Source organism: Streptomyces endophytica (genome assembly GCF_026153355.1).
Lineage (GTDB): Bacteria > Actinomycetota > Actinomycetes > Streptomycetales > Streptomycetaceae > Streptomyces > Streptomyces endophytica.
Window position 1 is genome coordinate 3787861 of record NZ_CP110636.1, and the last position, 20199, is coordinate 3808059.

General features: G+C 72.5%; 16 protein-coding genes and 2 pseudogenes. 9 read left to right on the top strand and 9 right to left on the bottom strand.

What is annotated here, in order from left to right; all coding sequences use genetic code 11:
- Nucleotides 1-28 precede the first annotated feature (28 nt).
- Complete coding sequence (locus OJ254_RS16915) at nt 29-1651, bottom strand: glycoside hydrolase family 13 protein (RefSeq protein WP_265363002.1); 1623 nt, start codon at nt 1649-1651, stop codon at nt 29-31.
- A gap of 248 nt (nt 1652-1899) precedes the next feature.
- Between OJ254_RS16915 and OJ254_RS16920 the strand changes: the two genes are divergently transcribed.
- From OJ254_RS16920 to OJ254_RS16930, 3 genes are read left to right on the top strand one after another with little or no spacing between them, the layout of a single operon-like run.
- Nucleotides 1900-3177, top strand: coding sequence for an extracellular solute-binding protein (locus OJ254_RS16920; RefSeq protein ID WP_265363003.1), 1278 nt, complete (start codon nt 1900-1902; stop codon nt 3175-3177).
- A 53-nt stretch (nt 3178-3230) separates the two neighbouring features.
- Nucleotides 3231-4109 carry a carbohydrate ABC transporter permease gene (locus OJ254_RS16925; RefSeq protein WP_423836022.1) on the top strand — a complete coding sequence of 293 codons (879 nt, stop codon included), beginning with the start codon at nt 3231-3233 and terminating at the stop codon, nt 4107-4109.
- Nucleotides 4110-4117: 8 nt separating this feature from the next.
- A complete protein-coding gene (locus OJ254_RS16930) occupies nt 4118-4954 on the top strand; it encodes a sugar ABC transporter permease (RefSeq protein WP_265365196.1) in 837 nt (278 codons plus the stop codon).
- Here OJ254_RS16930 and OJ254_RS16935 read toward each other — a convergent pair.
- Entirely contained in the window at nt 4929-6173 is a 1245-nt protein-coding gene (locus tag OJ254_RS16935) for an RNA-guided endonuclease InsQ/TnpB family protein (RefSeq protein ID WP_265363005.1), read from the bottom strand. The two genes, OJ254_RS16930 and OJ254_RS16935, sit on opposite strands and share 26 nt — an antisense overlap.
- A 146-nt stretch (nt 6174-6319) precedes the next feature.
- Here OJ254_RS16935 and OJ254_RS16940 point away from each other — a divergent pair, with 146 nt between their 5' ends.
- Together OJ254_RS16940 and OJ254_RS16945 are read left to right on the top strand one after the other, a co-directional pair.
- A complete protein-coding gene (locus tag OJ254_RS16940; RefSeq protein ID WP_265363006.1) occupies nt 6320-7903 on the top strand; it encodes a glycoside hydrolase family 13 protein in 1584 nt (527 codons plus the stop codon).
- On the top strand, nt 7888-8958 hold the full coding sequence (locus tag OJ254_RS16945; RefSeq protein WP_423836023.1) for a LacI family DNA-binding transcriptional regulator: 1071 nt from the start codon (nt 7888-7890) through the stop codon (nt 8956-8958). The genes OJ254_RS16940 and OJ254_RS16945 overlap by 16 nt, the downstream gene beginning before the upstream one ends.
- Nucleotides 8959-9003: 45 nt before the next feature.
- Here OJ254_RS16945 and OJ254_RS16950 read toward each other — a convergent pair whose 3' ends face one another.
- Nucleotides 9004-9870: an SAM-dependent methyltransferase gene (locus OJ254_RS16950; RefSeq protein ID WP_265363008.1), complete on the bottom strand. Its 867-nt coding sequence runs from the start codon at nt 9868-9870 to the stop codon at nt 9004-9006.
- A 251-nt stretch (nt 9871-10121) separates the two neighbouring features.
- On the opposite strand from OJ254_RS16950, the gene pulA reads away from it, so the two are divergent.
- Entirely contained in the window at nt 10122-12776 is a 2655-nt protein-coding gene (gene pulA, locus OJ254_RS16955) for a pullulanase-type alpha-1,6-glucosidase (protein ID WP_265363009.1), read from the top strand.
- 29 nt (nt 12777-12805) lie between these two features.
- On the opposite strand, the pseudogene OJ254_RS16960 reads toward pulA, so the two are convergent.
- Nucleotides 12806-13320: pseudogene (locus OJ254_RS16960) on the bottom strand (N-acetyltransferase family protein).
- A 152-nt stretch (nt 13321-13472) separates the two neighbouring features.
- On the opposite strand from OJ254_RS16960, the gene OJ254_RS16965 reads away from it, so the two are divergent.
- From OJ254_RS16965 to OJ254_RS31065, 3 genes are read left to right on the top strand one after another with little or no spacing between them, the layout of a single operon-like run.
- Nucleotides 13473-14303, top strand: a complete 831-nt coding sequence (locus OJ254_RS16965; RefSeq protein ID WP_265363010.1) for a hypothetical protein — start codon at nt 13473-13475, stop codon at nt 14301-14303.
- Nucleotides 14304-14323: 20 nt separating this feature from the next.
- Entirely contained in the window at nt 14324-14752 is a 429-nt protein-coding gene (locus OJ254_RS31060) for a class F sortase (protein ID WP_341483793.1), read from the top strand.
- Nucleotides 14647-14979, top strand: coding sequence for a sortase domain-containing protein (locus tag OJ254_RS31065; protein ID WP_341483780.1), 333 nt, complete (start codon nt 14647-14649; stop codon nt 14977-14979). The genes OJ254_RS31060 and OJ254_RS31065 overlap by 106 nt, the downstream gene beginning before the upstream one ends.
- A 71-nt stretch (nt 14980-15050) precedes the next feature.
- On the opposite strand, the gene OJ254_RS16975 is transcribed toward OJ254_RS31065, so the two are convergent.
- The 5 genes and pseudogenes from OJ254_RS16975 to OJ254_RS16995 form a co-directional block, all read right to left on the bottom strand.
- Nucleotides 15051-15746, bottom strand: a complete 696-nt coding sequence (locus OJ254_RS16975; RefSeq protein WP_265363011.1) for a TetR/AcrR family transcriptional regulator — start codon at nt 15744-15746, stop codon at nt 15051-15053.
- A gap of 35 nt (nt 15747-15781) precedes the next feature.
- Nucleotides 15782-16866, bottom strand: a pseudogene (locus OJ254_RS16980) (PDR/VanB family oxidoreductase).
- Between the two features lies 1 nt (nt 16867).
- Nucleotides 16868-17812, bottom strand: coding sequence for a metal-dependent hydrolase (locus OJ254_RS16985; RefSeq protein WP_265363012.1), 945 nt, complete (start codon nt 17810-17812; stop codon nt 16868-16870).
- Nucleotides 17813-17882: 70 nt separating this feature from the next.
- Complete coding sequence (locus OJ254_RS16990) at nt 17883-19889, bottom strand: hypothetical protein (RefSeq protein WP_423835914.1); 2007 nt, start codon at nt 19887-19889, stop codon at nt 17883-17885.
- 76 nt (nt 19890-19965) lie between these two features.
- Nucleotides 19966-20196, bottom strand: a complete 231-nt coding sequence (locus OJ254_RS16995) for a DUF397 domain-containing protein (protein ID WP_261951895.1) — start codon at nt 20194-20196, stop codon at nt 19966-19968.
- Between the last annotated feature and the right edge of the window lie 3 nt (nt 20197-20199).

Genomic DNA, 20199 nt, shown 5'->3' on the forward strand with positions numbered 1-20199 from the left:
CTGTCAGATTGCCCACCAGGTGCAGCTGTCACCGGGTTGCCCACCAGGTGCAGCTGTCACCGGGCAGCGCGGCCGTCGTGCCGTTGACGGCCACCGGGGCGCTGGACAGCAGCGGAGAGCCGGGGAGCGGGATCTCGACCTCGTGCCCGAGGGTGTTCACGGTGCACACCATGCCGGGGCGGGTGAACGCGAGCACCCCGTCGGGGGAGGGCTGCCAGCTCATCTCCCCGTCGCCCAGGCCCGGCAGCTCCCGCCGCAGGGCGAGCGCGGTGCGGTAGAGCTCCAGGGTGGAGGACGGGTCGCCGGTCTGGGCGGCGACGGTCAGGGCGCGCCAGTCGGCGGGCTGCGGCAGCCAGCTGCCGCCCGGCCCGAAGCCGTACGGCGGGGCCTCGCCGGACCAGGGGAGCGGGACCCGGCAGCCGTCCCGGAAGCCGTCCTGGCCGCTCTTCCCGGAGGCGTGGCCGCGGAAGAACGCCGGGTCCTGTCGTGCCTCGTCGGGCAGGTCGGTGACCTCGGGCAGGCCCAGTTCCTCGCCCTGGTAGAGGTACGCGGAACCGGGCAGGGCCAGCATCAGCAGGGTGGCGGCGCGGGCCCGCGCGAGGCCGCCGCCGAGCCGGGTGGTGTGCCGGACCACGTCGTGGTTGGAGAGCACCCAGGTCGTCGGGGCGCCGACCGACGTGGTGGCGGCGAGCGAGTCGTCGATGACCCGGCGCAGTGCGTCGGCCCGCCAAGGGGTGTTCAGGAACTGGAAGTTGAACGCCTGGTGCAGTTCGTCGGGGCGGACGTAGAGCGCCAGCCGCTCGGGGGTCGGGGCCCAGGCCTCGGCGACGCCGATCACCTGCTTGCCGTGGTCCGTGCCGTAGCCGTCCAGCAGCCGGCGCCAGGTGCGGTGGATGGTGTGCACGCCGTCCTGGTCGAAGAACGGCAGGACCTGGTTGCCGATCAGCTTGGCCTGCTGGCCGTGGCCGATGTCGGGCAGGCCGGGCGCCTTGACCATGCCGTGTGCGACGTCGACCCGGAAGCCGTCCACGCCGAGGTCGAGCCAGAAGCGCAGGATGGCCTCGAATTCGGCGTGCACGTCCGGGTTGTCCCAGTCCAGATCGGGCTGTTCCGGGGCGAAGAGGTGCAGGTACCAGTCGCCGCGGTCGGTGCGGGTCCAGGCCGGGCCGCCGAAGACCGACTCCCAGTCGTTGGGCGGGAGTTCGCCGTGCTCGCCGCGGCCGGGGCGGAAGACGTACCGCCGCCGGGCGAGCCCGGGGTCGCGGAACCACGGGTGCCGGTCGGAGGTGTGGTTGGGGACGACGTCGACGATCACCCGCAGGCCCAGGTCGTGGGCGGTGCGGATCAGGTCGTCGGCGTCCTGGAGGGTGCCGAAGAGCGGGTCGACGGTGCGGTAGTCGGCGACGTCGTAGCCCCCGTCGGCCTGCGGCGAGGCGTAGAACGGCGTGAGCCAGACGGCGTCCACGCCGAGGTCCTTGAGGTACGGCAGCCGCGCGCGGGCCCCGCGCAGATCGCCGATGCCGTCGCCGTCGCTGTCGGCGAAGGAACGCACGTAGATCTGGTAGATGACGGCGTCGCGCCACCACCCCGGACCGCGGCCCGGTCCGGGCACCTGGGGGGCGGGGCTGGGGGAAGTGAGCTCCTGGGTCATCTGCCGTCCCTGTCGAGGTGAAGAGTCATGAGAGGCGGGGCCGCGAGGCAGGGGTGTGCCTTCACGGAGTCAACGCTCGGGCGGTCGCCGGGTGACGGTGCCGCAGGCCCCTCCAGGGTCTCTTTCCGGACATCCCGTTGCAATACCTTCCAGTGGCCTTGCAGCAATTTGCCGCAAGGTCTTTCGGTTTGTTTGCAGCGCTGTTACGTTCCTGACCGCCATCTGAGGCATTTCCCTAAGGAGTTCACATGCGGCGTGGCATACGGGGCGCGATCGCCACCGCGCTGGTAGCGGGCCTGGCACTGGCGGCGACGGCGTGCGGCGGGGGTGACGACGGAGGAAACACGGACAGCGGCGGCGAATTGTCGGGAACCGTTACCTACTGGGACACCTCCAACGACACCGAGAAGACGACCTACCGCAAGCTTGCCGAGGCCTTCCAGAAGGAACACCCCAAGGTCCACGTCAACTATGTGAACGTCCCCTTCGGCGACGCCAACGCCAAGTTCAAGAACGCCGCCGGCGGCAACTCCGGCGCCCCCGACGTGATGCGCACCGAGGTCGCCTGGACCGCCGACTTCGCCAACCTCGGTTACCTCGCCCCGCTCGACGGCACCCCCGCCCTCGACAAGACCGACGACTACCTCCCGCAGGCCGTCGGCTCCACCAAGTTCAAGGGCAAGACCTACGCCGCGCCCCAGGTCATCGACACCCTGGGCCTCTTCTACAACAAGAAGCTCCTCAAGGACGCCGGCGTCGAGGTCCCCAAGTCCTTCGCCGACCTGTCCGCCGCCGCCAAGAAGATCAAGTCCAAGACCGGCGCCACCGCCCTCTACCTGCGCGGTGACGACCCCTACTGGTTCCTGCCCTACCTCTACGGCGAGGGCGGCAACATGGTCGACGCCCGCGACAAGGTCGTCCAGATCGACGACGGCGCCGGCGTCAAGGCGTTCAAGACCCTCAAGGACCTGGTCGACTCCAAGGCCGCCGTCACCGACGCCACCGACGGCCAGGAGAACCAGCTCAAGGCCCTCAAGGACGGCACCGTCGCGATGGCGATCGACGGCCCCTGGGACATCGAGGCCGCCCGCGCCGGCAAGGCCTTCAAGGACAAGGAGAACCTCGGCGTCGCCCCCGTCCCGGCCGGCAGCGCCGCCCAGGGCTCCCCGCAGGGCGGCTGGAACCTCTCCGTCTACGCCGGCAGCAAAAACCTCCGCGCCGCCTACGCCTTCGTCAAGTACATGAGCTCCGCCGCGGTCCAGCAGCAGACCACCGAGCAGCTCAGCCTGCTGCCCACCCGCAGGTCCGTCTACGACGTCCCGGCCGTCAAGAAGAACGAGATGGTCAAGTTCTTCAAGCCCGCCGTCGACGGCGCCGTCCAGCGCCCCTGGATCGCCGAAGGCAACTCCCTCTTCGAGCCGATCAAGGTCCAGATGAACAAGGTCCTCACCGGCTCCGCCACGCCCGAGCAGGCCGCCAAGGCGACCGGCGACGCCTACCGGAAGCTGCTCAAGGACTACAAGTGACCGTTGCTGTACGGGTGCGCCGGGCCTTCGGCACCCACTGGTACGCATGGACGATGGTCGCCCCGGTCGTGCTCGTCATCGGGGTGATCATCGGCTATCCGCTGGCCCGCGGCGTCTTCCTCTCGCTCACCGACGCCAACGAGGCCAACGTCGAGCGGAACATCGGCGTCAACCACATCCCCGCCACCTACAAGTTCACCGGCCTGGACAACTACAAGGCGGTGCTCTCCGACGGCGTCTTCTGGGACCGCCTCGGCTGGACCGTCGTGTGGACCGTCGCCTGCGTCGGCCTCACCTTCCTCCTCGGCCTCACGCTGGCCACCATGCTCAACCGGAAGCTGCGCGGCCGCACCTTCTACCGCCTCGCGCTGATCCTGCCCTGGGCCATCCCCGCGTTCATCTCCGTCTTCACCTGGCGGATGCTCTACAACGAGAAGAGCGGCATCCTCAACAAGCTGCTGGCCGGCGGCGGCATCGACGCCGTGCCCTGGCTCAACGACCCCACCTGGGCCAAGCTCTCGGTCGTCGCCGTCAACGTCTGGCTCGGCGTGCCCTTCATGCTCGTCGCGCTGCTCGGCGGCCTGACCTCCATCCCCGCCGAGCTCTACGAGGCCGCGGAGATGGACGGCGCGAACGCCTGGCAGCGGTTCCGCAACATCACCGTTCCCGGACTGCGCGCCGTCAGCAGCACCGTGATCCTGCTCTCCACCATCTGGACCTTCAACATGTTCCCGGTGATCTTCCTGCTGACCCGGGGCGGCCCCGGCGACGCCACCGAGATCCTGGTGACCTACGCCTACCGGCTCTCCTTCGTCGACAGCCCGCGCAACTTCTCCGAGTCCGCGGCCTGGGGCGTCCTGATCCTGCTCATGCTCTCCGCCGTCGCGGTCGTCTACCGCCGGGCGCTGCGCAAGCAGGGAGAGGTGTGGTGACCACCCCGATGACCCGCAAACGAGGCGAGCGCTCCCGCCTGGCATCCGCCGGACTGCACACCGGTCTGGCCCTCGCCGCCGTGGTGGCCGTCTTCCCGCCCCTCTGGCTGCTGGTGACGTCCTTCAAACCGAAGAACGACGCCTTCTCCACCAGCCTCGTCAGCCACTTCACCCTCGCCAACTACACCCACGTACTGGCCGACACCGAGTTCCTGACCTGGTTCAAGAACTCCGTGGTGATCGTCGGGCTGACCACCGTCCTCGGCGTCTTCATCGCCGCCACCACCGGTTACGCGGTCAGCCGCTTCCGCTTCCCCGGCATGCGCCCGCTGATGTGGCTGCTGCTGATCACCCAGATGTTCCCGGTCGCGGTGCTCATCGTGCCGCTCTACAACCTCATGGCGACCCTGGGCCTGCTGAACCAGCCCGCGGGCCTGGTCATCACCTATCTGACCATCGCCGTCCCGTTCTGCGCCTGGATGATGAAGGGCTACTTCGACACCATCCCGGTGGAGATCGACGAATCCGGCCGGGTCGACGGCCTCAACCCGTTCGGCACCTTCTGGCGGCTCGTCCTGCCGCTGGCCCGCCCCGGCCTCGCCGTCACCGGCTTCTACACCTTCGTCACCGCCTGGGCCGAGGTCGCCTACGCCTCCGCCTTCATGACCGGCGAGGAGAACCTCACCCTCGCCGGCGGGCTGCAGACCTTCGTCAACCAGTACACCAACGACTGGGGTTCGATGACCGCCGCCGCCGTGATCATCGCCGTCCCGGCCGCCCTCGTCTTCGCCTTCGCCCAACGCCACCTCGTCGCCGGCCTCACGGCGGGCACCACCAAGGGTTGACCTCTTCCCCGCTCCGAGGAGCGGGGATTCCTTCCCTCGCGGGTCGGATTTTCTGCTTCGCTGACCGCTGCCTCTCAGGAGTGTTCCGTTGAGGTCTCACACCGTCTCCACAGACTGTCACCGCCAGCCCGGCGGCCAGAATGTTCTTCGCCGCGTTCACGTCCCGGTCGTGGGTCGCTCCGCAAGCGCACATCCAGGTACGGACGTTGAGCGGCAGCCTCGCCGCGATGGTGCCGCACGCCGAACACAGTTGGGAGCTGGGAAACCATCGGTCGATGACGATCAGCTCGCGCCCGTACCAGGCGCACTTGTATTCCAGCATGCTGCGCAGCTCGGCCCACGACGCATCGGAGACGGCGCGGGCGAGCTTGCGGTTCTTGACCATGTTGCGGACAGTCAGGTCCTCGATCACGAGCGTTTGGTTTTCGCGCACGAGTCGACTGGTCAGCTTCTGAAGGAAGTCCCGGCGCCGGTCGCCGATGCGAGCATGCACCCTGGCCACCTTGCGTCGGGCTTTCTGCCGGTTTCTGCTTCCCTCGGCCTTGCGGGAAAGCGCCCGCTGCGCCCGGGCCAGGCGGGGGCGGTCACCGCGTTCGTGGCGGGGGTTGGCGACCTTCTCCCCGGTGGACAGGGCCACCAGGCTCGTGACCCCGACGTCGATGCCGACCGCGCCCGCGGCGGCGGGCATCGTGGCCGGTGTGTCCTCGCACAGAAGGGACACGAACCAGCGCCCGGCAGCGTCCCGGGAGACGGTCACCGTCGTCGGCTCCGCCCCTTCGGGCAGGGCGCGGGACCACACGATGTCCAGTGGGTCTGTCATCTTCGCCAAGGTCAGCTCCCCGTTCCGGTAGCGAAACGCGGACCGGGTGTACTCCGCACTGGCGCGGGATCTCTTACGCGACTTGAAGCGGGGGTACCGAGTCCGCTTGCCCCAGAACGACACGAACGCAGCCTGCAGGTGACGGAGCGACTGCTGCAAGGGAACGGAAGAGACCTCGGACAGGTAGGCGAGCTCCTCGGACTTCTTCCACTCCGTCAGCATCGACGAGGTCTGCGCATAGTTCACACGCTCCTGCCGCGACCACGCTTTCGTTCGTGCAGCCAACGCCAGGTTGTAGACCTTCCGCACACAGCCGAATGTGCGCGACAGCTCAGCCGCCTGCACCTCACTCGGATAGAAGCGGTACTTGAACGCCCGCTTCACAGGGGAAGTCGCCATGGCTCACACGCTAGTGACGCCACATGTGAGCGGCCAAGCACTGGCCAGAACCCAGGCCCACTCGGGCCCGCCACTATGCGACGCCGGAATGCGGGCGGCCCCTTTCCCAGGCTTGAAGGCCAGTTTTTCCACGCAAGGAGTTATGGATGACCCAGCACCACCCCACCCGTGCCACCGACTGGTGGCGGGACGCGGTGATCTACCAGGTCTACCCGCGCAGTTTCGCCGACGGCAACGGCGACGGCATGGGCGACCTGGCAGGCATCCGCGCTCGTCTGCCGTATCTGCGGGACCTGGGCGTGGACGCCGTCTGGCTCAGCCCGTTCTACGCCTCGCCGCAGGCCGACGCCGGTTACGACGTCGCCGACTACCGGGCCATCGACCCGATGTTCGGCACCCTGGCCGACGCCGAGGCGGTCATCCGCGACGCCCACGGGCTGGGCCTGCGCATCATCGTCGACATCGTCCCCAACCACTGCTCCGACCAGCACGTGTGGTTCCGCCGCGCGCTGGCCGAGGGCCCCGGTTCCACCGCCCGGGAACGCTTCCACTTCCGCAAGGGCCGTGGCGAGAACGGTGAACTCCCGCCCAATGACTGGGAGTCCCTCTTCGGCGGGCCGGCCTGGACCCGGGTCCCCGACGGCGAGTGGTACCTCCACCTCTTCGCGCCCGAACAGCCCGACTTCAACTGGGACCACCCCGCTGTCCAGGACGAGTTCCGCTCCATCCTGCGCTTCTGGCTGGACCTGGGGGTGGACGGCTTCCGGGTGGACGTCGCGCACGGGCTGGTCAAGGCCCCGGGGCTGCCCGACATGGGGCACGCCGAGCAGCTCACCCTCCTCGGCAACCAGGCCCTGCCCTTCTTCGACCAGGACGGGGTGCACGCCGTCTACCGCTCGTGGCGCACCGTCCTCGACGAGTACCCGGGCGAGCGGATCGCGGTCGCCGAGGCGTGGACGCCCACCGCCGAACGCACCGCGCTCTACCTCCGCCCCGACGAGCTCCACCAGGCGTTCAACTTCCACTACCTGAACACCGGTTGGGACGCGGACGCGCTGCGGGAGGCGATCGACTCCTCCCTGGACGCGATGCGCCCGGTCGGCGCGCCCACGACCTGGGTGCTCTCCAACCACGACGTGGTGCGGCACCGCACCCGGCTCGGCGGCGGCCTCGCGCGGGCCCGGGCCGCCGGCCTGCTGATGCTGGCCCTGCCCGGCTCCGCGTACGTCTACCAGGGCGAGGAACTGGGGCTGCCCGAGGTCACCGACCTGCCCGACGAGGTCCGCCAGGACCCGTCCTTCTTCCGCAACAGCGGCCAGGACGGCCTGCGCGACGGCTGCCGGGTGCCGCTGCCGTGGAGCGGCGAGGCGGCGCCGTACGGCTTCGGAACCGGCGGCAGCTGGCTGCCGCAGCCCGCCGACTGGGCCCCGCTCACCGTCGAGGCGCAGACCGGCGACCCGTCCTCCACCCTGGAGCTCTACCGCACCGCGCTCTCCCTGCGGCGCAGCCACCCCGGTCTCGGCGCCGGGGACGCCGTCGAGTGGCTCGACGCCCCCGCCGGCGTCCTGGCCTTCCGCCGCCCCGGCGGCCTGGTCTGCACGGCCAACACCACCCCGGAGGCGGTCTCGATCCCCGCCCCCGGCCGGGTCCTGCTCGCGTCGGGTCCGCTGGACGCCGCCGGACCGGACGTCGAACTGCCCGCCGACACCACCGTCTGGTGGGCGGAGTGACCCTGTCCGGTCCACCGCACCACCCGCCCCGGCTCTCCGACGTCGCCGCGCAGGCGCAGGTCAGCGAGGCGACCGTGAGCCGGGTGCTGAACGGCCGGGCGGGCGTGGCGGCGGGCACCCGGCAGCGGGTGCTCGCCGCGCTGGACGTCCTCGGCCACGAGCGGCCGGTCCGCTTACGGCGCCGCAGCGCGGGTCTGGTCGGGTTGGTCATCCCCGAGCTGACCAACCCGATCTTCCCGGCCTTCGCGCAGATCATCGAGCAGGCGCTGGCCGGCCACGGCTACACCCCGGTCCTGTGCACCCAGATGCCGGGCGGGGCCACCGAGGACGAACTCGTCGAGCAGTTGGAGGAGCGCGGCGTCACCGGCATCGTCTTCCTTTCCGGTCTGCACGCCGACACCGGCGCGGATCCGTCCCGGTATGCCCGCCTGACCGCCCGCGGGGTGCCGTACGTCCTGATCAACGGCTACCACCCCGGGATCGACGCGCCGTTCGTCTCGCCCGATGACGGGGCGGCGGCCCGGATGGCGGTGCGTCACCTGGCCGAGCTGGGGCACGAACGGATCGGCCTGGCGGTCGGTCCGGTCCGTTACGTCCCGTCCCGCCGCAAGGCCGAGGGATTCGTGGCGGCGCTGGGCGAGTCGTTCGGCCTGTCGAGGGGGCAGGCCGAACGACTCGTCCAGCACACGCTGTTCAGCGTCGAGGGCGGTGACGCGGCGGCCGCCTCCCTGCTCGACCAGGGCTGCACCGGCATCGTCTGCGGCAGCGACCTGATGGCGCTGGGGGCCGTCCGTGCGGCGCGCCGCCGGGGCCTGGGCGTGCCCGGCGACCTCTCCGTCGTCGGTTTCGACGACTCCCAGCTGATCGCCTTCACCGACCCGCCGCTGACCACGGTCCGGCAGCCGGTGCACGCGATGGCGACCGCCGCGGTGGGGGCCCTCATCGAGGAGATCCACGACCGGGACCGCGGCGAGCGGGACCCGGCCCGCCGCACCGAGTTCGTCTTCCAGCCGGAACTGGTCGTACGGGGGTCGACGGGGCCGGCGCCGGGGTGACCGCCGGCGCCGGTGCCGACTGCCCCGCCGGCTCGGGTGTACGGCTCAGACGGCGGAGCGCCGGGCGTGGAAGAGGCCCCAGCGCAGCAGGCCGCGGCGGGTGACGTCGGTCCAGAGGGGGAGGTTGGCCAGCAGGTCGTCGACGTAGGCCGGGCTGATCCGGTCCCGCAGTTCGGCCGCGCGCCGGTGGACGTCCTCGTCGAGGCGGGCGTAGTGGGTGGCGAGGTCCGCGGTGCGGTCCTCGAAGTCGGCGCCCTTGAGGCCGAGTTCGGACAGCTGCCGCAGGTAGAAGTCCGGTGTCGCCGGGGTCCGCACGCCGAGCCGGGCGAACGCGGGCCGTACCGCCTCGGCCGGGGGCTCCCCGGGCGCCATGATGTCCGAGAAGACCAGGGCGCCGCCCGGTCTCAGCACGCGTACCGCCTCGCTCAAGGCGCCTTCCCGGTCCTCGACGTGGCACAGGACCTCAAGGGACCAGACGACGTCGAACCGCCCGGTTTCGTAGGGCAGGTCGTTGAGGGAGCCGGTGACGACCTCGATCAGACCGTCCAGGCCGCGCCGGGCGTTGGCCGCGCGGTGCCGCCGGTTGTGTGCCTCGCTGAGGTCGAGGGCCGCGACCCGGCAGCCGAAGCGGGCGGCGAGCGCGCGGGCCGAGCCGCCGTACCCGGAGCCGAGGTCGAGCACGGTGGCGTGCGGGCCGAGCAGGTCGGCGACCTTGTCCGCGGCGTGCTCGACGGTACGGTGCGAGGCCTCCGCGACCGGCTCGTCGCCCTCGGCGTAGATGCCGACATGGATGTCCTCGCCGCCCCAGACGGCGTCGTAGAAGGCATCGACGTCGCCGGTCTCGTAGTAGCGGCGGGTCGCGTCGTCGTGGTCCGGTGTGGCGGTGGTGTCGTTGTCAGGTGTGTCGATCACGGGGGGCGGGTTCCCCGCTCGGGCTCGGGCAACTCGGGCCGTTCGGGGACATGGGTGACTATGCGCCACTTCACGGGGCCGTGCGGGACGCGGACGGGAGCCGATGGGGCCGGTCCGGCCGGCCGGGCGCGTAGGGCCCGTTGTGGTGGGCCTCCGGCCGGCCGGGCCGGCTGCTCCAGCAACGTAACACCCTTGCAATGTCTTGCGTAAGGTCTTGCAACGCTGGATCGTCGCGGATAGAACCATGAGCCATGTCCTCCACCGCACGCCGGCCCGGCCGGCGCCTGGCCGCCGTCCTCGTCCTCGCCCTCGGCGCCACCGGCCTCCTCACCGCACCGACCGCGCAGCCGGCGCACGCCGCCCCGTCCGGACCGCAGCCGGCCCTGGCGCAGTGGATCGACCGCGACACCGTGGTCTGGAAGGGCGCCGAACCCTCCGCCGCCCAGCTGGAGTTCGACACCGGACGGGCAGGGGCGGCCGGCAGGCGCCTCCGGCTCACCCCAGGCCGCCTCACCCCCGCCGAACGGGCCGCCTTCCCGCACCTCACCGGCTATCCGGCCTTCACCGTCGACCCCCGCGACCGCGGCCTCGCCCGTACGGCGCTGCGCGGACGCCTGGTCGCCGCCCAGCGCACCGCGGACGGCCGGCGCACCACAACCGGCGTGCAGATACCCGGAGTTCTCGACGACCTCTACGGCGCGCGGGCCCGGCACGCCGCACTCGGACCGGTCTTCCACCACGGCCGCCCCACCCTCTCCGTATGGGCGCCCACCGCCCGCACCGTCGCCCTGGAACTCGACGGCCGCACGGTCCCGATGCGGCGCGACGACCGCAGCGGGGTCTGGCGCGTCCAGGGCACGCGCGACTGGGCCGGGAAGCCCTACCGCTACCTCGTCACCGTCTGGGCGCCCACGGTCGGCAGGACCGTCACCAACAAGGTCACCGACCCGTACTCCACCGCCCTGACCGCCGACTCCGCCCGCAGCCTGGTCGTCGACCTCGACGACCCGCGGCTCGCCCCCACGGGCTGGGCCGGCCTGCACAAGCCCGCCGCGGTGCCGCTGCGCCGGGCCCGCATCCAGGAACTGCACATCCGCGACTTCTCCGTCGAGGACCGCACCTCCCGCCACCCCGGCCAGTACCTCGCTTTCACCGACCGCGGGTCCGACGGCATGCGGCACCTGAAATCCCTTGCAGCGGCCGGAACTTCTTACGTCCACTTGCTGCCGGCCTTTGACGGTGCCACCGTCCCCGAAAAGCGCGCCGACCAGGACCGCCCCCGCTGCGACCTCGCCTCCTACGCGCCCGACTCCGAGAGCCAGCAGGAGTGCGTGACCAGGGCGGCCGCCCGCGACGCGTACAACTGGGGCTACGACCCGCTGCACTACACCGTGCCGGAGGGCTCGTACGCCTCCGACCCCCGAGGCGCCGCCCGCACCGTCGAGTTCCGCCGCATGGTGCAGGGCCTCAACGGCATCGGCCTGCGCACCGTCATGGACGTCGTCTACAACCACACCGCCGCCTCCGGCCAGGACCCGCACTCGGTCCTCGACCGCATCGTCCCCGGCTACTACCAGCGGCTGCTCGACGACGGCACGGTCGCCACCTCCACCTGCTGCTCGGGCACCGCGCCCGAACACACCATGATGGGCAAGCTCGTCGTCGACTCGGTCGTCACCTGGGCCAAGGAGTACAAGGTCGACGGCTTCCGCTTCGACCTCATGGGGCACCACCCGAAGGCCAACATCCTCGCCGTCCGCAAGGCCCTCGACGCGCTCACCCCGGCCCGGGACGGCGTGGACGGCAAGAAGATCATCCTCTACGGCGAGGGCTGGAACTTCGGCGAGGCCGCGAACGACGCCCGCTTCGTCCAGGCCACCCAGCGGAACATGGCCGGCACCGGCATCGCCACCTTCGACGACCGGGCCCGCGACGCGGTGCGCGGCGGCGGCCCCTTCGACGCCGACCCGCGCGTCCAGGGCTTCGGCTCGGGCCTCTTCACGGCCCCCAACACCTCACCGGCGAACGGCGATCCGGCCGCCCAGCGGGCCCGGCTCCGCCACTACCAGGACCTCCTCAAGGTCGGCCTCACCGGCAACCTCGCCGACTACACCTTCACCGACACCGCCGGCCGCCGCGTCAAGGGCTCGCAGGTCGACTACAACGGCGCCCCGGCCGGGTACGCCGCCGCCCCCGGTGACGCCCTCGCGTACGCCGACGCGCACGACAACGAAACCCTTTACGACGCCCTCGCCTACAAGCTTCCGCAAGGAACCCGCCCAACCGACCGCGCCCGCCTGCAAGTTCTTGCACTCGCCACCGCGGCGCTGTCCCAAGGCCCCGCGCTCTCCCAGGCCGGCTCGGACCTCCTCCGCTCCAAGTCCCTGGACCGCAACTCCTTCGACAGCGGTGACTGGTTCAACGCCCTCCACTGGGACTGCGCCGACGGCAACGGCTTCGGCCGCGGACTGCCACCGGCCGCCGACAACAAGGACAAGTGGCCCTACGCCAAGCCCCTGCTGGCCGACCCGGCCCTCCGCCCCGACTGCGCCACCATCCGGGGCGCCTCGGCCGCCTACCGCGACCTCCTCCGCATCCACGCCACGGAACCGGCCTTCGGCCTGCGCACCGCCGCCGCGGTCCAGTCGCAGCTCTCCTTCCCCCTCTCCGGGAAGGACGAGACGCCGGGCGTGCTCACCATGCGCCTCGCCGACCTGGCGATCGTCTTCAACGCCACCCCGCACCCGCAGCACCAGACCGTCGCCGCCCTGGCCGGCCACCCCTACGCCCTGCACCCCGTCCAGGCCCACGGCGCGGACCGCACCACCGCCACCGCCTCGTACGACGAGACCACCGGCACCTTCACGGTCCCGCCCTACACGGTCGCGGTCTTCCACCGCCGCTGAGCCCGCACCGCTGCCCCCTGGCCGACCGGCTAGCCACCCAGCCGCTTCTCAAGGAGGGTGACGGCGTACGGACTTCCGCCGCCATCCTCCTTGCCCGGCTGCTCCCCGACGACCGTGTACCCGGCACCCTCGTAATAGGTCCGCAGCCGCGGGTTGGACGAGAGGCAGTCCAGCCGCGCCCAGGTACGGCCGGCCTCCGCGATCCGCCGCTCCGCATGCGCCAGCATCGCCCGGCCGGTCCCCGCCGGCGCCCGCTCCCGGTCCACCATCAGCCGGTGCACATACCCCGCCTCCGGCGGCTGCGGCCCCCACGCGGGCTCATCGGTCCACCACAGCTCGAAGCCGCCCGCTATCCGTCCGCCGGCCTCCGCGAGCCAGACCTCGCCCTCCTTCATCCGCAGTCGGAAGTGCTCCTCGCTCTTCCCCCGGGCTTCCACTGCTCGATGCCGGACCGCTGCATCCACCGCGCGGCCGCGTCGTACAGGCCGACGAGGACCTGCGGATCGCCGTCGTCCGCCGGCCGGAACGTGATCTTCTCTGCCATGCGCGGAATTGTGCCGTAGCGACAAATTTCCCGCACCAGCCGCCCTGAGGCGCCGGCGCTGCGAATAAGAGGGTGATACCTCGCCGAGGTGTCGCTTCGCACCTGGATGATGCGGTCCTCCCGCCGTGGAGGGCCGTCGGAAAGGAACGAACGTGATCCCCACGCGCACCAGCCGCCTCGCCGCACTCGCCGCCCTGCCGGCCGCACTGGCCCTCGCGGTCGGCGCCGCCTCCCCGGCAGCAGCCGCCGACGGGGCCTACCAGATCAACCTGGCACAGCTGAACAACTCCGGTTCCAAGGGCGTCGCGATGCTCAGCCTCAAGGGCAACCAGCTGACGGTGAAGATCGAGTCCGAGGGGCTCGTACCGGGGCAGCCGCACGCCCAGCACCTCCACGGCTCCACCGACGGGCACGACTTCCACTGCCCGGATCCGAGCGCCGACACCAACGGCGACGGGGTCATCGACAACACCGAAGCCACCGTCCAGTACGGGAACATCAACATCTCGCTGACCACCCGGGGCTCCACCGACGCCAAGAGCGGCCTCGCCGTGGACCGGATGCCGACGGCGGACGCCCAGGGCAAGCTCTCCTACGAGCGCACCCTCACCGTCTCCCAGGACGTGGTCGACCACATCAAGGACCTGCACATCGTGCAGCACGGCATCGACCGCAACGGCAACAACAAGTACGACTTCGACGGCGCGGGCAAGAGCGAACTCGACCCGAAGCTCCCCCAGGAGGCCACCGCCCCGACCAACTGCGGTGAGGTCCAGGGCGCCGCGGTCGGCTCCATCCCGGTCGGCGGGGTCGAGACCGGGACCGGGCCCGTGGACCCGCCCGCCGGCAAGAGCGTGCCGCTCGCGCTGCTGGGCGCCGGCGGGACCGCCGCCGCGGCGGCGGCCGGCACGCTGGTCCTCCTGCGCCGCCGCCGCGCGCAGCTCTCCCCGGTACCCGCCGAGAACGGCGGGGCCGCCGCATGAGCGCCCCCACCAGGGCCGCCGTGACCACCGGACGCCGAAGCCGCCGGGCCGTCGGCGGCGTGCTCGCCGCGGCGGTGGCCGCCGTGCTCGTCGCCGGGTGCGGAGGACAGGATTCCGTGCCGCCGCGGCCGCTCCCCGCCGAGCCGCCGGGCCAGAGCGGTCACACCGCCCACGACGAGGCGTCGCCCGGGACGGACGGACCGGGCGCCGCCGCCGCGAGCATGCCGACGTCGGCGCCGGTACGGCTCTCCATCCCCGCGCTGAAGGTGTCGTCCACGCTGGAGACGCTGGGACAGCACCCGGACGGGACGATGGAGACCCCGCGCGATCCGGCCAAGGCGGGCTGGTACCAGCCCGGGCCGACGCCGGGGCCCGAGGGCCGGCCGTCATCGCCGGCCACGTCACCTGGAACGGCACCCCGTCGGTGTTCCGGAAGCTGTCGTCCATGAAGCGCGGGGACAGCATCGAGGTCGCCCGGAAGGACGGCAGCACGGCGAAGTTCACCGTCGACCGGGTCGCCCAGTACCCGAAGAACAAGTTCCCCACCGTGGAGGTCTACCAGAACCTCGACCACGCCGGCCTCCGCCTGATCACCTGCGGCGGCGACTACGACCAGGGCAAGCACTACTACCCGGACAACGTGGTGGTGTTCGCCAGCCTCACCGGCAAGGCCTAGACGTCATCCGGCGGCCGTCCCCCGAGCCCCAGGGGGACGGCCGCACGGCCAGCACCCCCACGGGCGCCCGCCTATACCGGCTGCGGCAGCGCCATCAAGCGGCCCACCAGGTCCGCGAACATCCCGTCCGCCGGTTCGTCCGCCAGGATGCGGCGGACGATCCCGGCCATCCGGTCGTCGTACGCCGCGCTCACCGCCGCCAGCGCCGCGAAATCGTGGACCAGCTGGCGCTCCAGCTCGGCGCGGGGGACCCGGCGGCCGTCCAGCCAGAGGAGGGCGGTGGTCTCGGCCAGGGAGATCCACGAGCGCACCACCAACTCCAGCCGCGGCGGCGGGTCGGTGAGGGCGAGGTGGGCGAGGATCTGCTCGTACGCGGCCTGGCGGACGCCGTCGATCAGGGCGCTGGTACGGGTCGAGCCGATCGCCGGGCCGCCGCGCATCAGCGCGGAGAAGCCGGGGCCGTGCTCGTCCACGAAGTCGAAGAAACGCTCCATCACGCGCAACAGACGGGCGCCGAGCGGCCCTTCGTGCGGTTCCACGAAGCGGGCGGCCAGCTCCTCGGCGGCGCGCCGCAGCGCGGCCTCGTACAGCTGCTGCTTGCCCGGGAAGTAGTGGTAGACCAGCGGCCGCGAGATCCCGGCCGCCTCGGCGATCTCGTCGATCGACACGTCCTCGGGCGCACGGTGGCTGAACAGGCCGAGGGCGACCGCGATCAGCTGATCGCGCCGCTCCTCGACGCCCATCCTGCGCCGCGCCCCGGTCGTCATGCGGACACCCTAACGACCCGGGGCGCGGCGCGGAATCACAGATCCAGTACCAGTCGTGCGCCGCCCCGGGCCCGCGAGACGCAGATCAGCAGCGAGTCGTCGCGCTCGGCGTCCGTCAGCAGCTCGTCGCGGTGGTCCACCTCGCCGGCCAGCACCCGCTGCTGGCAGGTGCCGCAGAACCCCTGCTCACAGGAGTACGGGAGGTCCGGCAGCGCCTGGTCGCGGATCGCCCGCAGGACGCTGGTGTCCGCGGGCACCGTGACCGTACGGCCGGTCCGCCGCAGCTCCACCTCGAACGACCGCTCCGCGCCGGGCGGCGCGGGAGCCGCCGGGGCGAACCGCTCGGTGTGCAGGGTGAGGCCCTCCGGCAGCAGCGCGGCGACCGCGTCCATCAAGGGCTGCGGGCCGCAGCAGTGGACCGCCGCGTGCGGCGGCGCACCGGCGAGCAGCGCGGCCAGGTCCGGCCGGCCGTCCTCGTCCTCGGCGACCACCGTGACCCGGCCCGCCCCGGCCCCCGCCAGCTTCTCGATCTCCGCCAGGAACGGCATCGAGGCCCGGGACCGCCCGCCGTACAGCAGCCGCCACGGCACCCCCTCCCGTTCGGCCTGCCGGACCATCGGCAGGATCGGGTGATGCCGATGCCGCCCGCGATGAAGACGTGGGCGTGACTGTCGGCGAGCGGGAAGCGGTTGCGGGGGCCGCGGACCTCCACCTCCGTGCCCTCGTGCAACTGCTCGTGGACCTCGCGCGAGCCGCCCCGGCCGTCCTCGATGAGCCGGACGGCGACGGTGTACGAACCCGGTGCCGCGGGATCACCGCACAGCGAGTACTGGCGGACCGCGCCGGAGGGCAGCACGAGGTCCACGTGCGCGCCCGGCTCCCAGGCGGGCAGATCCGTGCCCTCCAGGCGGAGGCGGAGCACTCCCTCGGCCTCCGCCGTCCGCTCCACGACCGTCAGCCGTCGCGCACCGGCGCGCGCGCCGGCCCGGCCGCGGCCGGATATCGGCTCGTCCAGGGCCGGCAGCGGCCACAGCGGCGATGCCTGCACGCGACGGCGCAGCGCCCGCCGGGCGACCAGGGCCGCCGCGCCCACCGCGACGACCGTCCCGATGCGCGGCATCTCAGGCACCTCCGGACGTACGGGCCTCGGCCGCGGTGGCGGCGGGGGAGCCGGCGAGATACGCCACGGCCTGGGCGGTGTCGCCGTGCTGGGAGGGGTGGTAACTGCGGCTCAAATACTGCGGGATGGAGCGGGCCATGGCGCCCGCGGTCGGCAGTACGCCGTCGCGCCCGCCGCGGAAGAACTCCCGGAACGTGGCCCGGCCGTCCGCCAGCGTGGGGTCGTTCTCCATGAAGAACCGGGTGCCGCGCTGCCACAGGAAGACCAGTGCGCTGAAGGCCGTGGCCCAGGTGCGGACCCGGCGCCGGTAGCCGCCGTCGAGGTGCACGAACAGGTCGAAGGCGACGGACCGGTGCTCGACCTCCTCGGCGCCGTGCCAGCGCAGCAGGTCGAGCATGGCCGGATCGGCGCCCCTGGCGTCCAGCGCCCCGGCGTTGAGCACCCAGTCGCCCAGGAACGCGGTGTAGTGCTCGATGGCGGCGATCAGGGCCACCCGCTCCAGCAGCCACCACCGGCGGGCCCGGCCCGGCGATGGGGGTACCACCCACGCCTTTAGCAGTGGGGGAGTTCGGTCCCCGAGCAGCTTCTCGAAGAGCCAGTCCACCTGCGCGGTGTACGGGGTCGGGTCCAGCCCCTGGTCCTTGAGGTGCGGCAGCACCTCGTCGTGCGCCTGGGAGTGCATCGCCTCCTGGCCGATGAACCCGATGACGTCGGCGCGGAGCCGGGCATCGCGGACGTACGGCAGCGCCTGCTTGTAGACATGCACGAACCAGCGCTCGCCGGCCGGCAGCAGCAGGTGCAGCACGTTGATCGTATGGGTGCTGGCGGGGTCGCCGGGGATCCAGTGCAACGGGGTGTCCGCCCAGTCGAAGGCGACGTTGCGGGCCTTCAGCGGGGTGTGCTCGGACGCGACCGGCTGGGGCCGCAACGAGGCCTTGTTAGACATGGCGTCAATGTACTGGCGGGTAAGGAGTTGTCGATACCCCTCGCACGACGAAAATCCGGCGCTGCTCCCGTCAGCCCACCGCGTCGACCTTCTTGCCGCCGGCCAGCCGACCGGACAGCTCCGCGTTGTCGCCCGCCTTCGCCGGCAGCGTCAGGAACCGGCCGGGCGCCGTACCGTGCACCGCACCGGACGCGGTGATCGACCTGACCTGGTCGCTGCCGGCCGCCAGCAGCCACCACTGGCCGGCCGGCGCCTTCCACAGCACCCCGGCCAGCGCCCGCGGCGACCGAGGACCGCAGGCCGTACCGCCCTCCGCCCGCGCGGTCACCGCCCCGGGGGCGTACGGCTGCCCGTTCGGCGCCGGGGTCTGGACCTGGGCCAGCGTCCGGCTGCCCGCGCCCCGCCAGGTCTCCGCGCGGGTGCACAGCCAGGCGGCACTGCCCGCACCGCCGGGCAGCGGCTGCCGGGCGAACTCCCAGGCGTTGACGCTGCGCACGCCCTGACCGCGGACCGCGGCGAGCTCGCAGGCCGTCCGTGCCCAGGCCGTCCTGGCGTCCGGGGCGGACACCTCACCCGGCCTGCGCGGCCTGCCGTACGTCAGCCGGGCCGGGGTCAGCTCGCCGAGGTCGGTCAGGAGACGGCCGCCGAGCCGCAGGGCCGGCCAGCTCGTGCACTTCTGGTCCGGGCGGGGCACCGGGACCGGCCCGGTCAGCCCGTCCGCCCCGACGGGAACCGGCTGGGCGGCCGCCTCCGGCTTGGCCAGATCGACCAGCGCGGCCTTCCCCTTCACCCACGGAGCGGTCAGATAACGGACGTTGCCCTGGGTGCGGCCCACCACCACGGCGCTCGCCGTGTCGGCCACGGCGCCGTCCGTACGGGCGAAGTCCAGCGCCGCGCCGGTGCCCTCGCCCTGGCCCTCGCCGTCCGCCGCCTCGGCGTACCGGACCACCCGCAGACCGTCGTGGAAGAGCACCACCACCGCGTGGTCCACCACGCCCGCGAAGAGCAGCTGCGGCGGGCCCGCCGCGGGACCGGTCGGGGTGCCCGTCGTGGCCGACAGCTGCACCCCCGAGCCGGGCCGCGCCCATACCGCCAGCGCACGGCGCAGCAGGGCCTTGTCGTGGACGCGGTCCCCGCGGGCCGGCCAGGCCGCGAAGTCCTGGCGGGCCGCGGTCTCCCAGGCCGTGGCCGAGGTGACCGTCAACTTGCCCGGATCCAGGGCGGCTTCGGACGCGGCGTTCCGGGCGTACGGCGGGGCGGCCGCGCCGTCCGGGCCCCAGCCGTCGCCCGGCAGCCCCAGCAGTGCCCCGCACACCAGGACCGCGGCACCCGCCGCCAGCACCGCCCGGCCGTGCTGGCGCCGCCGGATCAGGTCCGTCGGCCGGGCCTGCAGCGCGCACGGGTCGAACTCCGGCGACTCCAGCAGCGAGCGGTCCCGGCTGCCGGCCGGGGTCGCGGTCCGCTCGGCCTCGTCCCAGGCCTCCCGCGGCTCGGCCACCCCGGCCGCCTCCAGCACCCGGCGCGCCTCGGGCGGGCTCAGCCGCTCCAGATCACGCAGCACGAACGCGGCCCGGCCGGGCCCGGACAGTGCCGACAGCGCCTGGTCCAGGGCGAGTTCATCGGCGCCGCCGGACCGGGGGTACAGCCGCAGTCCCCACACCTGGGGGAGGAGCGGCGGCGGGGCCGGCAGACGGCGGCGCGGCGGGGTGGCGGCGAGCGCCGCGCGCAGCACCCGCATCCGGACGAAGGCGTAGCCGGGGTCGATCGCCGCTTCCGCACCGGCGCGCTGGCCCGGCAGCCCCAGGGCCCGGGTGGAGCTGCGCTGACGCGGCAGGGCCCGCTGCACCACGCCGTGGGCGGCCAGCACCCGGCGGCTGCGGCTCCGGCCGGGCGGCAGGACGAGATAGGCCAGCCGGACCAGCCGGGGGTAGTGCTCGACCAGCGCCGCCTCGGCCTGCTCGACATCGATGACCTCGTCGATGTCCGCGAGGCTGCCGGAGGGGTGCGGTCCGGACGCGCGGGGGAGGGCTGCTGCTGCTTCACGTTCCGTGAAACGAGTGAATCCTGTGATGGTCACCGGTACCGGGCTGACGCCCCGACGGGTGACCGGGCCCGGGGGCGGCCGACGGCCGGCCCCCGGGGACGGGCCGCGCTCAGCGCTCCAGGTCGAACTCGCCGTCCCTCGCGCCCAGTACGAACGCCCGCCACTCCGCCTCGGTGTAGCGCAGCACCACGTCGGGCTCGGTGGAATTCCGCATGGCCACCGCGCCGCGCTCCAGGAAGGCGATCTCCACCGCTTCCTCGGCGTCCCCGGGCGGGCGCTGCCAGACGGCGTCGGAGATGTCGAGGGCGTAGAGCCACTCCTTCTCAGCTGCGGCACTCATACC